Below are 15,526 nucleotides of genomic sequence, written 5' to 3' on the forward strand. Positions count from 1 at the left end.
CGATGGGCATGCCGGCGAGCCCTATGCCGCCGATCTTCGGCCGTTCCTGGAACAGTCTCTCCACGGCTTCGAAGGGCACGTGCCCTTCGATGGCGTAGCCACCGATCAGGGTGGTATGACATGAGCCCAGGCCAAAGGGCAGGCCTGCGTCCTGCTTGACCTTGCCCATGTCCATGTCATCGACGATGTGCACCGTCACCCCCAGCTCCTCGAGCTGGCGCGCGTATTCGTCGCAACAGCCGCACTGGGGGTTCTTGTAGAGTGTGGCTTCGTCGGGTAGTGCGGCGTGAGCGGTACCAGCGACACTGAAGAGCAGGCTGGCAGAAAGCAGCAGGGATGAGGTTCGACGGTTCATGAGCATGCTCCGTTGGTGGTCTTGGCAGACGTGAACAGGTACTTGAGCAGGGCGGCGATGCCCAGGCCCAGCAGGGCAAGGACGGCCACCGGCATCAGCCAGCCAATCCAGCTCATATGGCCCATCAGGGCGAGGCAGTCGGTCATCATGGCGGTAACTCCTCTCGAAAGGTTGCTGTCGTCGGGCCACGTCAGTCGTCCCGATGAGAATGGCCGTGGCGATGCATAAGCAAATGCATACCGAGGCACAGCATCATGGGAAGCAGCAGCCAGGCGCCTCCCGATGCCTGGCCACGCCACATGACCAGCAGGAAGGCGCTCCCCATCAGGATCAGGCAGAGGGGCATCATCCAGGCGTGCAGCCCCCTCAAAAAAGCCCCCTGCGGTTGGTTCGCCGAGTCGTTGTCTTCCTGGGCAAGCTTGTCCTTCAGCCGAGAATGGAAGCGCATGCGGTTCATGACACCTCTCCTTTGGGTTGGGTGCGGGCGTAGCGACGCTTGAGCAGCAGCGAGTTACCGATCACCGACAGCGAGCTTGCGGTCATGGCAATGACGCCGATCATGGGGTGCAGCAGGCCGGCGGCTGCCATGGGAATGGCTGCCACGTTGTAACCGCTGGCCCAGAGCAGGTTCTGCACGATCTTGCCGAAGGTGGCGCGAGACAGGTGCATGGCTTCAACCACGCCGGTGAGCTCGCCGCGCACCAGGGTCACGTCGGCGGCCTCGATGGCCACGTCGGCCCCGGCACCGATGGCGATGCCCACATTGGCTTGCTTGAGGGCCGCAGCGTCGTTGATGCCGTCCCCCACCATGGCCACGTGGTTGCCATACTTTTCCTGCAGCTTGCGAATAGCATCGACCTTTCCCTCGGGCAGTACGCCGGCCTGGACCTCGTCGATGCCGACTTCGTCGGCCACGGCGCGGGCGGCGCGCTCGTTGTCGCCAGTGATCATCACCACGTGCAGGCCGAGCTCATGCATGCCGCGAATGGCCTCGATCGACTCCTTCTTGAGGGTATCGGCTACTGCCACGATGCCTTGGGCGTGGCCCTCGGCGGCGACGATGACGGCGGTGCGTCCCTTGCCTTCGAGCGCCTGCATGGCGTCGTCCAGCGCTGCCAGGCCTGCGATGCCTTCTTCCTCGAGCAGTCGGCGGTTGCCGATCAGTACCTGCTTTCCCTCGACCCTGCCGGAGACGCCGCGGGCGCCAGTGGAGCGAAACTCGCTGACCTCGCCGGGCTTGATGCCGCGCTCGATGGAGCCGTCGACGATGGCGCGGGCGATGGGGTGCTCCGAGGCGTTCTCGACGCTTGCCGCCAGTCTCAGCAGCTCTTTCTCTTCGACTCCTTCCGCCGTGGCCACCTCAGTGAGCTTCGGCTCGCCGCGGGTGATGGTGCCGGTCTTGTCGAGCACCATGACCTTGATGTCCTTGAAGGTCTGGATCGCCTCGCCGGAACGGATCAGGATGCCGCGCTCGGCACCGATGCCGGAGCCGACCATCAGCGCGGTGGGGGTGGCCAGGCCCAGGGCGCAGGGACAGGCGATGACCAGCACGGCGATGGCGGCGATCAGGGCCAGGACCGGTGTGCTGGCGTCCGGGTTCACCCAAGGCAGGAAGCTGGCACCCCAGTCGAGAATCGGGCGCAGAACGTCGGGAATCAGCAACCAGGCGGCCAGGCTCGCCAGCGAGATCAGCAGCACCGCCGGCACGAAACGCCCGGTCATGCGGTCGGCGAACTCCTGTATCGGCACCCGCGAGCCCTGGGCCTGATCGATCAGGCGTACCACCTGGGAGAGGAAGGTGTCGCCGCCGACCCGGGTGGCCTTGACGCGCAGCCGCCCCTCCTTGTTGATCGTCGCGCCGATCACGCTGTCGCCCGTGCGCTTGTAGACAGGGATCGATTCGCCGGTGGCGATGGACTCGTCGAGATGACTCTCGCCCTCGATGACCTCGCCGTCGGTGGGGATCTTGTCGCCGGGGCGCACGACCATGATGTCGCCCGGTTCGAGCTCCTTGATCGGCACCTCGACCTCTTCGCCATTGCGTTCGACGCGTGCCGTCTTGGCGCCCAAGGTCAGCAGGCGGCGAATGGCTTGCGAGGCGCGGCCCTTGGCCAGTGCCTCGAGATAACGACCCAGCAAATGGAAGGTCATGATCGTGGCCGCCATCTCGACGAAGGAGGTCATCGGGTAGACGAAGCCGACCAGGCCGATCAAATAGGGCGGCAGGCTGCCCATGGAGATCAGCACATCCATGTTGAAGGTGCCGTTCTTCAGCGAGCGCCAGCTCGAGCGGTGGGTGGCCGCACCGCCATACGTAAACACCACCGGGAAGGCGAGCAGGACGACGACGACCAGGTAGCCGGGGATCGGCTGCCAGAACATGTGCGGCATCATCAGGAGCATGATCAGCGTGGTGGGTACACCGGCGATCCATAGCCGCTTGCGGGCCTGTCGCAGGTAATCTTCATCGATGGCGGCATCGGATTCACCATCGGCCTCGGCTTCGCCGCTTACCGCCGCGACGTCATAGCCGGCCCCCTCAACCGCCCGTTTCAAGGCGTCGGCATCGGGGCCACCCCGCTCGACCTCGATGCTGACCCGATGGCTGGCTATGTTGGTCTGGATCTCGCCGACCCCATCGAGGCGCTCGAGCGTCTTGCGTACGATGCCGGCACAATGGTCGCTGCCCATGCCTGGTACTGTCAGGGCGATCCTGCTGGAATTACCCTCACTCATCGCGAATCTCCTCGTAGGCGGAGCCAGGCGGGCGACCCGGTATGGGACCCGCCGTCCTGGCTGCGCTACTCAACCTCGCTCAATCAATGGTGAGCGGCGTGGTCATCGGGATCGGTGGCCTCGGGCGCGGCTTGCTGCATCTGCTCGCGCTGCTCCTCGGTCATCAGGTCGTGCATGGCATTACGCATGCGCACCATCTCGGCCAGCATCTCGCCATGCAGCTCTGCCATCTGGCCATGCAGCGCCTGTACCTCTTCGGGATCGGGACGCTCGGTATGCATGGCAGCCATCAAGTCGTCGCGCAGGTTCATCAATTGACCCATGCGCTCGAACTGGGCGGGACGGTGCTCGCGCATGAGCTCACGCATCTCGCTGCGCTGTTCGGGCTCAAGCATCGGCATCATGCCTTTGCCGCCATCCAACATCGGGCAGGGCATCATGCCACCGCCCATCATGCCTGGACCCATGCCACTGCCCATCATGCCTGGCCCCATGCCACTGCCCATCATGCCTGGACCCATGCCACCGCCCATCATGCCGGAGGTCTCGTCCATCTTTGCCTGGGCCAATGCGGTACCGGCGGTACCTACCACCAAGGCGAAGCCCAAGGCGTAAGAGAGTTTGGTTTTCATGATCGTTTCCTGTGGGGCGCGCGGCCCCTTTCCGTTATGGCCAGTGACAAGGCCGAGAGTCATGAACGGCTAACCCGTATCCACGAAGTGCCGCCTGCCCGCAGCAGGTATGGCAAACCGGGCAGCCTTGCTGCTGAAGCTGAAGCTGAAGCTGGAGCAGGAGTTCGAATGGGTGCGTCAGTGACGCAGTCGCTGGGTCAGCAAATAAATCGGGGGAGAAGCAGGGGGCGGTATTCGGCTGGGCTGGCCGATGGTGGCTTCTGCTCGCGGGGGTATCGAGACCTGGGTGAGACAGGAAATCGCATTGCTATCGGTGTCCTGCCGATCCACACGCAGCAACGCCTCGCTCGTACTCTCCCAGCCGTGGCCGTGTTCGCAGTGGGGGGCAGTGTGTTGCAGAGTTTCGGATACTGAACTTTCGTTGGTGAGAGAGTGACCAGGAGGAGGGGTTGGGTGGACAAGGGCTGAAAGAGCAAATGCCAGGATCAGTGCCAGTGCCAAGGGGGCGGCGAGCCAGCCTCTACGCCACCCGGAACGGGTGCACGATCGATGTGAGGCTCGGTTTGCCCATTGCTGCATGGCATGTCGCTCCAACGTGATAGGCAAGTTCAGCATAGTTGTTTGCGCTGGACTGTTACTTGACCTGTATCAGTCAAGGCGTGTCTTCTCGAGTCGTGTAGTCCACATGGATTTCCTTTTTCAGGTCTTACATGAAAGGAGCGAAGACTCTTGCGGCTTTCCAGTGGCCATGGAAGACTAGATGCGTCATGGCTTTCTGGACTGTTTCGACCGCTGATGCTTCCCCGTTTCTTTTTCTTGCTGCTCTGTCTCCTGCTGGGTATCGCTCTGGCGTTGCCGCAGGCTGCCATGAGCGCCTGGAATCACGCTGACGAGGATTGCCTGGTGGAAGGCTATTCGACACACGACCACGCCACTCCAACCGAGACGGACAATAGCCAGGCACAGCCTGCCGATAGGGTGGCCTGTACCGCTCCCTGCCCGGCCTGCTTCGGTTCGTCATTGGCGCTGCTATCCGTAGCCCCACGCTCGCTGGAACCTCGCTGGGATATCGATGAGGCGCCTGCCCCTGCGTCCCGCGAACGCCCGGAACGCCCTCCTCGCGTCTGAATGTTGCCGCTCTCGATGTGATCACTCGTTCAAGCGAGTGGCATCGGTCATTCATTCCACGAGGATTTACCATGCAACGCCGCGACTTTCTCCGCTATTCCGCCCTGGGTGGAGTGGCCCTGTCGACGTCTGGCCTTTTGGCCTACGCCATGGCGGGCCGTCCACACTCTCATAACCCCCTGGCTCCGTTCGACCTATCCAGCCTCCCTCATGGAGAGCCGCTAAGGGCCTTGCCTCGCATCGTCAACCTTGCCGAACGCGAAAGAACGTTCCGCGCTGCCCTTGCGGCTGGGCCGGTGGAAGTGCCGTTGGGCGATACCCGGGTGGCTTGGCTATGGCTCTACAATGGCAAGGTGGCGCCACTGATCGAGGTGCGCGAAGGGGACGAACTCGATGCCACCCTGATCAATGAACTGACGCAGGAAACCACCATTCATTGGCACGGTGTGGCCGTGAAAAATGAATACGACGGTGGTCCGGCAGATGCGGTGCCACCTGGCGAGTCCCGTCGTTACCGCCATCGTTTTGCCGAGGGCAGCGCCGGGCTACACTGGTTCCATCCGCATCCGCACGGCGTGCTTGCCGAGCAGATCGCCCATGGCCTGGCGGGTGTGCTGCTGGTGCGGCCCCACGAGGATCCGCTACCACCAGACGTGGAGGAGCATTTGCTGGTGGTGAGCGACCTGCGTCTCAGCGCAGACGGAAAAGTGGCAGCCCATACCGATGAAGACTGGATGAACGGTCGTGAGGGCGAACTGTTGCTGGTCAATGGCCAACGTCAGCCGCAGCTCGAGGTGGCGCCGGGGGCTACGCTGCGCTTGCGTCTGGTCAATGGCTGCGCTGGACGCTACCTGCGGCTGCGTCTGGAGGAGCATGAGCTCACCCTGATCGGCTCCGACGGAGGGCTGATCGAAAAGCCCCAGGCGCTGCCTGAACTGCTACTGACCCCGGGCGAGCGTGCCGACCTGTTGGTTCGAGTCGCTACCCGCGGTGGGGAACGCTTCGATTTGTCCAGTCACCCCTACGATCGCGGTTGGATGGGCGTGCGCCCGGCACATCTGGATGAGCCCGCGCGACTTCTGACCGTGCGTACCTCGAATGAAGATGTCTTGCCAGCGGTGAGTTTGCCGGAACGACTGCGGCGTATCGAGCGTCTGGGAGAGCCGGCGATACACCGCCAAGTGGTGCTCACCGAAGTCATGCAAGGTGCCGGTCATGAGGGGCACGGCGATCATGCGAGTGACCAAGAGCCGCGCCAAGAGCATGCCGATCATGCCGGTGATCAAGCTGAACACGGTGACCATGGCGGACACGCCCACGCAGGTCGCGAGACTCATGCCGCTTCCGAACAGCAGAGTGAGCGACCCGCGATAGATTTCCTGCTGAACGGTCGGAGTTTCTCGATGGGCGAGGTGATGTTCGAGGGTCGAGTCGGAGAGGTGGAGGAGTGGGAGATCTTCAACGACTCCCACATGGATCACCCCTTTCATGTTCATGGCACCCATTTTCAGGTCGTTGCCGAGCGCAAGGCCGACGGCGATTGGCACGAGACGCCGTGGCTCGCCTGGAAGGATACGGTCAATCTGGCCCCCTATGAGCGGGCCCGCATTCGGCTGGCTTTCCAGGCGCCGGGCGACTGGCTGTTCCATTGCCACATCATCGAGCACGAGGAGATGGGCATGATGGCTGCAATCCGGGTCCGTTGATTGCCCCTATGCAGGGCTGCACTCATGTGTTGGCGCCCATACCTCAATGAGACGAGGATTCTTTCATGAACTATCCCGATATCGACCCGGTGGCCATCTCCATCGGATCATTTCAAGTGCACTGGTACGGCTTGATGTATGTGGTAGGCTTCGTCAGCGCCTGGTGGCTGGGGCGCCGCCGGGCGCATCGCCTCGGGCTGAGCCACGACGACATTGGCGACCTGCTGTTCTATGCCGCTATCGGCGTAGTAGCCGGCGGGCGCCTGGGTTACGTGCTGTTCTATGGCATGGAGCGGTTCCTGGCCAACCCGCTGTGGCTGTTCAGCATTTGGGAAGGGGGCATGAGCTTCCACGGTGGCCTGCTCGGGGTGCTGCTGGCCGCGCTGCTGTTCGCCCGCAGGAAGAAGCTCGCCTTCTTCCAACTCACGGACTTCATCGCCCCCATGGTGCCGATCGGCCTGGGGGCCGGGCGCATCGGCAATTTCATCAACCATGAGCTGCCGGGGCGCGTCAGCGAGCTGCCCTGGGCCATGCCGTTTCCGCACATGGGGCCGGAGCCACGCCATCCTTCGGCACTCTACGAGTTCGCTCTCGAAGGCGTGGTGCTGTTCGCCGTGCTGTGGTGGGTATCCAGCCGCCCACGGCGCCGCGGCCTGGTCTCGGGACTGTTCCTGGTACTCTATGGCATCTTCCGCTTCGCGGTGGAGTTCGTGCGGCTACCCGATGAGCACATCGGTTTCATCGCCTTCGGCTGGGTGACCATGGGCATGCTGCTGACGCTGCCGATGATCGCTGCCGGCGCGGCGCTCATCCTGTGGTCGCAGCGCCAGGGTCGAGACGAACCCGCGCCGGTAGCTTCTCCTGTGCAAGGGGCGGGCTGATGGTGGGGTGGCTTTCCCGTAAGCCAGCCAACGGACGTCGCCGTTCCTGGGGCAAGCTCGCCATCTTCATGGCGCTGGCGCATGTGCTGGGGCTGGTATCGTCAGTGGAAGCACTGATGTCGAGCCGCACCTCGCAAGGGGCGATTGCCTGGATCGTTTCGCTCAACGCCGTGCCGTACGTGGCGGTGCCGACCTACTGGATATTCGGGCGTAACAAGTTCGAGGGCTATGTGCTGTCGCGACGCGACGAAGACACCGAGCTGACCCGGGCCCTGGCAGAGAAGCTCGACGAGCTGCGTGCGCATCGGGTGGAGTGGAACAACGATGACCGCAAGTTGGCGGGTGTGGAGCAACTGGCCAAGCTGCCCTATCTGGGAGGGAACGAGGCCACACTTCTGGTAGACGGTGACGAGACCTTCGACAGCCTGTTCGAAGGGATCGATTCCGCCGAACGCTACCTGCTGGTGCAGTTCTATATCGTACGCGACGACGACCTCGGCCAAGCGTTCCAGCAACGGCTCATCGCGAAGGCCAGCGAGGGTGTCGAGGTCTACTTCCTGTACGACGAGATCGGCAGCTACAAACTGCCGAATGCCTATCTGCAGGAGCTGCGCGACGCCGGGGTGAACGTGCATCGGTTCCACTCCACGCGTGGGCCGGGCAACCGTTTCCAGCTCAACTTCCGCAACCATCGCAAGATCATGGTGGCCGACGGTGCGCGGGCCTGGCTCGGTGGCTTCAACATTGGCGACGAGTACCTGAAAGGCCATGAGAGCCTGGGCCCCTGGCGCGACACGCATCTCAAGCTGGAGGGACCGGCAGCTCTGGCACTGCAGCTGGTATTCATCGAGGATTGGCACTGGGCCACCGAGGAGATCCCGGATCTACCCTGGGAGCCGGCAGAGCCGACATCGAACGGGGCGCCTGCGCTGGTTCTGCCCTCCGGCCCGGCGGATCGCTTCGAGACGGCAAGTCTGATGGTGCAGCAGGCGATCCATGCCGCGCGTGAGCGAATCTGGATCTCCAGCCCCTACTTCGTGCCCGACGAAGGCGTGCAGTCGATGCTCAAGCTGGCGGCGCTGAATGGAATCGATGTAAGGATCCTGATTCCTGAGCGACCGGACAACTTGCTGGCCTTTCATGCGGCCTATGCCTTCCTTGGGCCGATGCTCGACGCCGGCGTCGAAATTCATCGCTACCAGGAGGGGTTTCTCCATGGCAAGGCGTTTCTGGTCGATGACGTGGGGGCCGCAGTGGGTACGGTGAATCTCGACAATCGCTCCTTCCGCCTCAACTTCGAGGTGACGGCCCTGGTGATGGAGCGGGATTTCGCCCGCGATGTCGAGGCGATGTTCGAGCGTGATTTCGCCCGGTCGCGCCGAATGACTCCGGAAGAGATCAACGACAGGTCGCTGTGGCAGCGGGTCGCCGCTCGTGGCGCCTACCTGTTTGCCCCGCTGCTGTGATGGGTGAATCAGATGGCTGTTGCTGTCGAATTCCCGCAATGATCGTTAGTATGGGGCCATCAGATCATTAGGCCCCTAAAGATGGATATGACTAGAGGCAATCGCTATGAAGCATCACGCCATGGTATCTGAACACTGTTGGCCAGCGCGGCGCCTGGCAGGAGTGCTGCTGTTCGCCTGCATGCTGGCCATGGCACTGTTGGCCGGCACGGCTTGGGCCGAAGAAGAGACGGCAGCCGAGGAGAACGCGGCAGAGTCTGCAGATGCGTGGCCGAAGGGGCATTATCCCTTGCCCGAGCGGGGCGATGTCGTCGGCGAGGATTACATCGTCGAAGCGCAAGGTGGAGAGACCCTGCTCGATATCGCCCGCGCCCATAATGTTGGCTACGAGGAGATCCGCCGAGCCAACCCCGACGTCAGCGTCTGGCTGCCGGGTGAGGGCACCGAAGTCCTGATCCCCGGCCGCTTCATCCTGCCGCCCGTGGAGCGGGAGGGGATGGTGATCAACGTGGCCGAACTCAGGCTCTATTATTATCCTCCGACGCGAGAAGGCGAGACACCACGGGTGGAGACGTACCCGATCGGTATCGGGCGAGAGGGCTTCGATACCCCCTTGGGCAAGACCAAGACCACCATGCGGCTCAAGGACCCGGCCTGGTACCCGCCGCGCTCGGTGCGTGAGGAAGCTGCCGCACGCGGCGAGACGGCACCTGCCGTGGTGCCGCCAGGGCCGGACAATCCGCTCGGGCGGCATGCCATCCTGCTCGACATTCCCGGCTATCTCATCCATGGCACCAACCAGCCCGACGGCGTCGGCATGCGTGCCAGTCGCGGCTGCGTGCGCATGTTCCCGGAGGACATCGAGTCGATCTTCGACCGTGTGCCGGTCGGCATGCAGGTGCACCTCATCAACCAGCCGATCAAGGCTGGCTGGGATGGCGATACCCCTTATGTGCAGGCCTACCAGGCGCTCGAGGAGCAGGAAGCCGGCATGGCTGCCCTGATGGAGACGCTGGCGATGCTGGAGCGTGATGAGGAAGAGCCCACCGTACCGCTGAACTACGAGATGCTGCGCGAGCTGCTGGAGAACCCCACCGGTGAAGTCATTGCACTGACGCCGGCCCCGGCCCCGGCGCCGGAACCCGAGAAGGAGGCTGAAAAAGAGGAAAGCCTGCTCTGGGATGAGCTGGCGGTCTAGCGACATGCGGTAAGCGAGTCAGAACGAACCGGGCGCCCTAGTGGCGCCCGGTGCCGTTAGTGTCGATGAACCTGATCGTACTGACCGCCCGGGTCCTCCGGCAGACCATGGCGAATGTAGTGAACCACGGACCATATCTCGTTCTCGCTCAGCTTCGTGGCGAAACGTGGCATGGCGCTGGCAGGATTGCCTTCATGGATGATCCAGGCGTATTCCCCGGCGCCATGGCCTGGCCCGTGTAGCGCCAGATTGGTGGGGCTGGGGTCGTAATAGGCGGCGGCGGGTGCCAGGCCATTTCCTTCCCCGCTCGGTCCATGACAGGCTGAGCAATAGCGCTGATAGACCTGCATCCCCTGAGCCAGGGTCTCGGCATCGGGCTCCAGCGGACTTTCGCGTTCAGCCCACTCCTGCGGTGCCTTCCAGCCATGACCTCCATCCCCATGGGCATGATCGTCTGCACCGTGGCCATCGTCGCCGTGAGCGGCATGGTCGTCACCGCCATGGGCATGGCCATCGTCGCCATGTGTCGCATGGTCGTCGCTGCCATGGGCGTGGTCGTCATCACTATGGGTGTGGCCATCGTGGCCGTGTGCCGCATGGCCGTCATCGCCATGAGTCTGGCCGTTGTCGCCATGGGCAGTATGTTTTTCATCGTCATGGGTGGCATGCGCGTGGCTACCCGCCGAGCTGCGCGCATGGCTCTCATCGGCATGGCCAGGACTGGCCAGGGCAAGGGCGAGTGTCAGGCCGCCAGCTAGAATGATGGCGAAACGACGCAGTCGGCCGCGGTCCTGGGTGGCCACCTGATTGGCGGAATGGTATCGATTAGGGGTAGTCATGGGTTGCTCCTGAATACGGTCAAACGGATGACGACATGAGGAACGTGTCGTTTCGGTAACGGTATTCAGGCGAGTCTAGGTGGGCGCTTGAGCAGATAAGCGGGCGCCGGGGGCGAGTGCCCCGGCATGAACAGAGGCTGCTGCTGCGTGGCGCAGGCGGGAATAACGGCATGGCCGGTAGTGCCCGTCATGCAGTGGCTGTTGCCGATGCAGTCAGTGGTGCAGTCCGCCATATCCGAGTGGGTATCCTGCGTGCAGTCCTCATGGCTGCTCTCCTGGCTCGCATGATGCGTGGCATCGAAGATGGCATCGAGACCGGCCGCGGCGACGCTTCCCGCCGATAGGGCGAGAACGAGGCAAAGGTAGCCGAGTCGGACCATGAATCGACGCATGCGGAGCGGAACCTCGAAAGCGTCAGGCAATTGAACACTTCCGATCTTCGCCGCAATGCCTTGATCAGGCAATCGCCAGGTAGCCTTGGAAAAGCCTGATCGACCGAATCCTGATCTCGGTCAGGATTCGGCCAACGGCCTTGGCACTGATGATCGAGGTGTTGCCTCGGCAAAAGAGACCAGTCGACGCTTCTCCTCGTCCCACAGCACGAGCCGCACCGACGCGAGGCTTTGCCGCAGGGTGAGGCGGCCGATATGGCGGAGTGCGGGATGGTCGCGCAGCACTTCGGGTAGCCGGTAGGAGGGGATGCCACTGCAGAGGTGATGGACATGGTGGACCCCGATGTTGGCGGTGAACCAGCGCAGAGGGCCCGGCAGGTCATAGTGGGAGCTGCCGTGCAGCGCTGTCTCGTGGAACGTCCAGTCGGCTTCGTGTTCCCACAGTGTCTCCTCGAACTGGTGCTGGACATAGAACAGCCAGACGCCGATCGAGGAGGCGAGAAGCGTGATGGGGAGTTGCACGAGCAGAAAGGGGATCAAGCCGACCAGCCAGATCATGGCGGTGACGAGCAGCGCGATCGCCGCGTTGGTGCTCATGGTGCTCAGCCAGGGCATCCAGCCCGCACCCATGAATCCCACCGGCAGGCGATGGTCCAGGATGAACAGGTACGCTGGGCCGAGACCGAACAGCACCAGCGGGTGCCGGTACAGGCGATAGCGGAACCGCTGCCTTGGCGGCAAGTCCCGAAACTCGCGTACGGTCAGGGTATAGATGCCACCGATACGCGGACGATCGAGATTGCCGGAGCTGGCATGATGGCGGGCATGGCTGTGCTGCCACAGGTCGTAGGGCGTCAGGGTCAAGATACCGATGGCTCGGCCGACCCACTCATTGGCAGCGCGAGACGGGAAAAATGACCCGTGACTGCAGTCGTGCTGGATCATGAACAAGCGCACGAGAAAGCCCGCGGCAGGCACGACGAACAACAGGCCGAGCCAGTAGCCAGCGCTCAGGGTGCCCCACATCAGTATCCAGAGGGCGGCGAAGGGGATCGCCGTGGCCACCAGTTCCACCACGCTGCGCGCCAGGCGCGGCGTGCGGTACTCACCCAAGGCTCGCTTCAATGCCCGTGGCTCGGCGGTGATGTCGATAGTCGTTTGGGGATCCATGACTGTAGGTTGGTGTCCGTCACGCACCCTGTCTGTACGGGACCGCACGTATATCTGGGCGATCGTCGGCGTGTGCTGCGGGCGTCACGGCGCGCGTCTGAGGCGACCTGCCTACTGTTGCCGTGGTTCCGTCGGCAGCGCCTCCACCAGCTCCAGCGCAACGCAGATTCGCACCAGCTCGGCCAGGCTGCCGGCGCCGAGCGCTTTCATGGCACGCAGGCGATAGACTTCCACCGTCTTGGCGCTGACGTCCAGATGCTCGGCGATCTCGCGGCTGGTCATGCCTTCGGCCACATGTACCACTATCTCACGCTCCTTGGGGCGCAGGGCGTCATAGCGAGCGCGCAGGGTATTGATCCTCTCTCGCACCGTGCGAAGCCTCTGATGTTCAGCCAGCGCTTGCTGCACGGCATCGATCAGCTGTTGGTGATTGAAGGGCTTCTCGATGAAATCGAAGGCGCCGGACTTGAGCGCGGCCACGGCCATGGGCACGTCGCCGTGGCCGGTCATGAAGATCACCGGTGCAGTGGCGCCGCGCTCGTTGAGCCGCTGCTGTACCTGCAGGCCGGAGAGCCCTGGCATGCGCACGTCCAGCAGTACGGCATCGAAGCTTTCGGGCTCGGCGGCGAGGAAGGCTTCGCCATCGGCGAAGGCGCACGTGGCCAGCCCCACGGAGTCGAGCAGCCAGGCCAGCGAGTCGCGCAGCGCCTCGTCGTCGTCGACCACGGCGATGCAAGAGGCGGCGGGCTGGGTCACGGTTGGCTCCGGGGCGACTGGTTGCGGTAAGTAGGACTGGCTTCGGCCAGCAGTGTACCGGTAAAGGTGGCGCCATCGGAACCGTCCTCCAGGGTCAGGCTGCCACCCATGGCCTCCATCAGCGAGCGGCTGATGGCCAAACCCATGCCGAGCCCTTCCGGCCGGCTGGAGTGAAACGGCACGAAGAGCGCCTGGGCCTCGTCGGCGCCGATGCCGTGCCCCTGGTCGATGATGCTGAAGGTCACCTCGCGTGGGCCGCTGCGGTGCGCACGGATCGTCACCCGTTCTGCCTCGGGGCGTTCACGACTCGCCTCCAATGCATTGAGCAGCAGGTTGACCAGTACCTGCTCCAGGGCGATGGGGTCGGCCTGAACGCGAGGAAGCTCTTCCGGCAGCTTATGGTCGAGCCTGATGCCGGCCTGCTGGAACTGCCATTCGCACAGGCGGCAGGCGGCGTCGACCACGTCGAGCAGCGTGACCGGGCGTGGCCGGGTCTGGCCCTTGCGCACGAAGGTGCGGATATGGCGCAGCCGCTCGGCCAGGCGCTGGACCTGCTCGTCGATACGCTCGAGCGGCAGGGCCAGGTCGCTGGCAGGGCGGTTCGGGTCGGCGCGTAGCTGCATCAGCGCGCCGCTGGCGTAGTTGGCAATGGCGCCCAGGGGCTGGTTGAGTTCGTGAGCGATATTGGAGGCCAGCTCGCCGGTGGTGGCCAGGCGGTTGGCGTGGGCGATCTGCTCCTGGTGGCGCCGCGCCTGGTCCTCGTTGGCCTTGCGCAGGCCGATGTCGCGGTTGAGCAGGGAAAGATGGTCGGGCTCGGCGCCGGGGCCGCGGTGGGCCAGTACCACGCTGAGCACTGGCACCGCCCCCCTGGGGCCCGGCATCTCCAGCTCGCCGCTCCAGGAGCCGTAGCGCGCCACGGCGGGCAGTACGATCTCGCGCAGGATGGCCAGCGAGGCTGGGGTGTAGGCCCGCTCCAGCGGCGCATCAAGGCCTTCGCGCGGCAGGCCCAGCAGGCGTCTTGCCGCCTCGTTGGAGTAGAACAGCCGTTCGTCGCCATCGCAGAACAGCACGTAGTCGGTGGTGGATTCCACTACTCGAGCCAGACGTTCACGGTTGGCCTCGACCCGAATGCGCCGCCCCACGTCGCGGGAAACGCAGAGTACGTCGATCAGCTCACCCGTAGCCGGATCGCGGCGAGTGCGGCTGGTGGTTTCGAACCACACGTAATGGCCATCCTTGGCACGGAAGCGGTAGGTCTGCTGGTAGAAGCCGTCGTGGTAGTAGACCCGCGGCGATTTGTTGAGCAGGTCGCCGAGGTCGGAAGGATGGAACAGATCGTAGGCCGAGACGCCGATCAGCTCCTCCGGTTCGTAGCCGAGCAGGTCGCGGGCGGCCTGGGAGGCGTAGAGGAAGGTGCCGTCGCGGGCGTGGCGCGAGATCAGGTCGGTGGTGCTCTCCGCCAGCCATTGATAGTGGCTCTTCTCCTCGTCGAGAGCGGCGGCCCTCGCTTCGAGTTCGGTGTTATAGGCCTCGAGATCGGCCAGGCGTGCGCGCAGCGCCTCGATCTCGCTGGCCATCAGCGTGCGGGATCCACCAGGCCGCCCAGCGAGGCGTTGCGCCGGAACCAGCCGGCGATGCTGGCTCGCGGCAGGCGGGTCGGCAGCACCTCGTGGGGCACTTCCTCGGAGAGGAAGCAGGCAAAGTTGCCGGCTTGGGGCCGAACCCGGGCCACTTCCCGCTCAGGATCGTCGGCGGCGAAGATCGCCATTTCGCCGCCACCGTCTGTCGGCCAGTCGGGGTTGAGGTAGCCCACCGTGGAGACCACCCGGTTGGCACGTCCACGGAAGCTGTCCAGATGCTTCTTGTAGAAAGCCCCGGGCGGGTAGTGGGCGAAGTGGGCCTCGTACTCGAACAGGCCCAGGAACAGCGCCTGGTTCAGTTCGCGCTGCAGTTCGCCCATGGCCTCGAGATAGCGGCGCTGGGCCAGGCTCTCGCGGTCGAGCCAGTGGATGGCATCGCCGCGGATGTCACGGCGTAGCTGGTGCTCGTCGCCGCGGCCGATGCCGGCGGCGACGAGCGCTTCGCGCTCGGCCATTGCTGCAAGCTCCCGGTGCAGGTCGTGGCATAGCTCGGCGTCGAGAAATCCCTCGCCGATGAACCAGCCCTGCTCGACCAGGGCATCGACCAAGTGGGACAGGGAGTTGGCGGTGAAGGCCGGGCGGGCGAGAAGCGACATGGGCGAGGCGTAACCTCCGCGATGGTAACGA

Annotated in this window: 16 protein-coding genes; 5 read left to right on the forward strand and 11 right to left on the reverse strand. The window is 64.0% G+C overall.

Annotated features, from left to right (window positions below; all coding sequences use genetic code 11):
• From SPH52_RS03450 to SPH52_RS03470, 5 genes are all read right to left on the reverse strand, one after another.
• Positions 1 to 355, reverse strand: a 355-nt coding sequence (locus SPH52_RS03450) for a DUF411 domain-containing protein (RefSeq protein ID WP_411793608.1), incomplete at its 3' end; no start/stop codon positions are given.
• Complete coding sequence (locus SPH52_RS03455; RefSeq protein WP_411793609.1) at positions 352 to 504, reverse strand: hypothetical protein; 153 nt, start codon at positions 502 to 504, stop codon at positions 352 to 354. The genes SPH52_RS03455 and SPH52_RS03450, both read right to left, overlap by 4 nt.
• 41 nt (positions 505 to 545) lie before the next feature.
• Positions 546 to 812 (reverse strand): hypothetical protein, encoded by a 267-nt coding sequence (locus SPH52_RS03460; RefSeq protein WP_411793610.1) that lies wholly within the window; start codon positions 810 to 812, stop codon positions 546 to 548.
• Positions 809 to 3,091, reverse strand: a complete 2,283-nt coding sequence (locus SPH52_RS03465; protein WP_411793611.1) for a heavy metal translocating P-type ATPase — start codon at positions 3,089 to 3,091, stop codon at positions 809 to 811. Before SPH52_RS03465 ends, SPH52_RS03460 begins: the two co-directional genes overlap by 4 nt.
• An 83-nt stretch (positions 3,092 to 3,174) precedes the next feature.
• Entirely contained in the window at positions 3,175 to 3,723 is a 549-nt protein-coding gene (locus SPH52_RS03470) for a Spy/CpxP family protein refolding chaperone (protein ID WP_411793612.1), read from the reverse strand.
• A gap of 795 nt (positions 3,724 to 4,518) precedes the next feature.
• Here SPH52_RS03470 and SPH52_RS03475 point away from each other — a divergent pair.
• The 5 genes from SPH52_RS03475 to SPH52_RS03495 all read left to right on the forward strand — a co-directional run bounded on the left by SPH52_RS03475 (position 4,519) and on the right by SPH52_RS03495 (position 10,102).
• Complete coding sequence (locus SPH52_RS03475) at positions 4,519 to 4,851, forward strand: hypothetical protein (protein ID WP_411793613.1); 333 nt, start codon at positions 4,519 to 4,521, stop codon at positions 4,849 to 4,851.
• A 71-nt stretch (positions 4,852 to 4,922) separates the two neighbouring features.
• Complete coding sequence (locus tag SPH52_RS03480) at positions 4,923 to 6,557, forward strand: multicopper oxidase family protein (protein WP_411793614.1); 1,635 nt, start codon at positions 4,923 to 4,925, stop codon at positions 6,555 to 6,557.
• 65 nt (positions 6,558 to 6,622) lie between these two features.
• Complete coding sequence (gene lgt, locus SPH52_RS03485) at positions 6,623 to 7,438, forward strand: prolipoprotein diacylglyceryl transferase (protein WP_411793615.1); 816 nt, start codon at positions 6,623 to 6,625, stop codon at positions 7,436 to 7,438.
• Complete coding sequence (gene cls, locus SPH52_RS03490; protein WP_411793616.1) at positions 7,438 to 8,904, forward strand: cardiolipin synthase; 1,467 nt, start codon at positions 7,438 to 7,440, stop codon at positions 8,902 to 8,904. Before lgt ends, cls begins: the two co-directional genes overlap by 1 nt.
• Before the next feature lie 106 nt (positions 8,905 to 9,010).
• Complete coding sequence (locus SPH52_RS03495; protein WP_411793617.1) at positions 9,011 to 10,102, forward strand: L,D-transpeptidase family protein; 1,092 nt, start codon at positions 9,011 to 9,013, stop codon at positions 10,100 to 10,102.
• Positions 10,103 to 10,158: 56 nt separating this feature from the next.
• Here SPH52_RS03495 and SPH52_RS03500 read toward each other — a convergent pair whose 3' ends face one another.
• From SPH52_RS03500 to SPH52_RS03525, 6 genes are all read right to left on the reverse strand, one after another.
• Complete coding sequence (locus tag SPH52_RS03500) at positions 10,159 to 10,941, reverse strand: c-type cytochrome (RefSeq protein WP_411793618.1); 783 nt, start codon at positions 10,939 to 10,941, stop codon at positions 10,159 to 10,161.
• A gap of 65 nt (positions 10,942 to 11,006) precedes the next feature.
• Positions 11,007 to 11,333 carry a hypothetical protein gene (locus tag SPH52_RS03505; protein WP_411793619.1) on the reverse strand — a complete coding sequence of 109 codons (327 nt, stop codon included), beginning with the start codon at positions 11,331 to 11,333 and terminating at the stop codon, positions 11,007 to 11,009.
• 120 nt (positions 11,334 to 11,453) lie between these two features.
• Entirely contained in the window at positions 11,454 to 12,503 is a 1,050-nt protein-coding gene (locus tag SPH52_RS03510) for a fatty acid desaturase (RefSeq protein ID WP_411793620.1), read from the reverse strand.
• 111 nt (positions 12,504 to 12,614) lie between these two features.
• Entirely contained in the window at positions 12,615 to 13,259 is a 645-nt protein-coding gene (locus SPH52_RS03515; RefSeq protein WP_411793621.1) for a response regulator transcription factor, read from the reverse strand.
• Positions 13,256 to 14,836 (reverse strand): PAS domain S-box protein, encoded by a 1,581-nt coding sequence (locus SPH52_RS03520; RefSeq protein WP_411793622.1) that lies wholly within the window; start codon positions 14,834 to 14,836, stop codon positions 13,256 to 13,258. Before SPH52_RS03520 ends, SPH52_RS03515 begins: the two co-directional genes overlap by 4 nt.
• A complete protein-coding gene (locus SPH52_RS03525; RefSeq protein WP_411793623.1) occupies positions 14,836 to 15,495 on the reverse strand; it encodes a 2OG-Fe(II) oxygenase in 660 nt (219 codons plus the stop codon). Before SPH52_RS03525 ends, SPH52_RS03520 begins: the two co-directional genes overlap by 1 nt.
• Between the last annotated feature and the right edge of the window lie 31 nt (positions 15,496 to 15,526).

It is taken from the genome of Halomonas sp. A29 (genome assembly GCF_046723295.1).
Lineage (GTDB): Bacteria > Pseudomonadota > Gammaproteobacteria > Pseudomonadales > Halomonadaceae > Halomonas.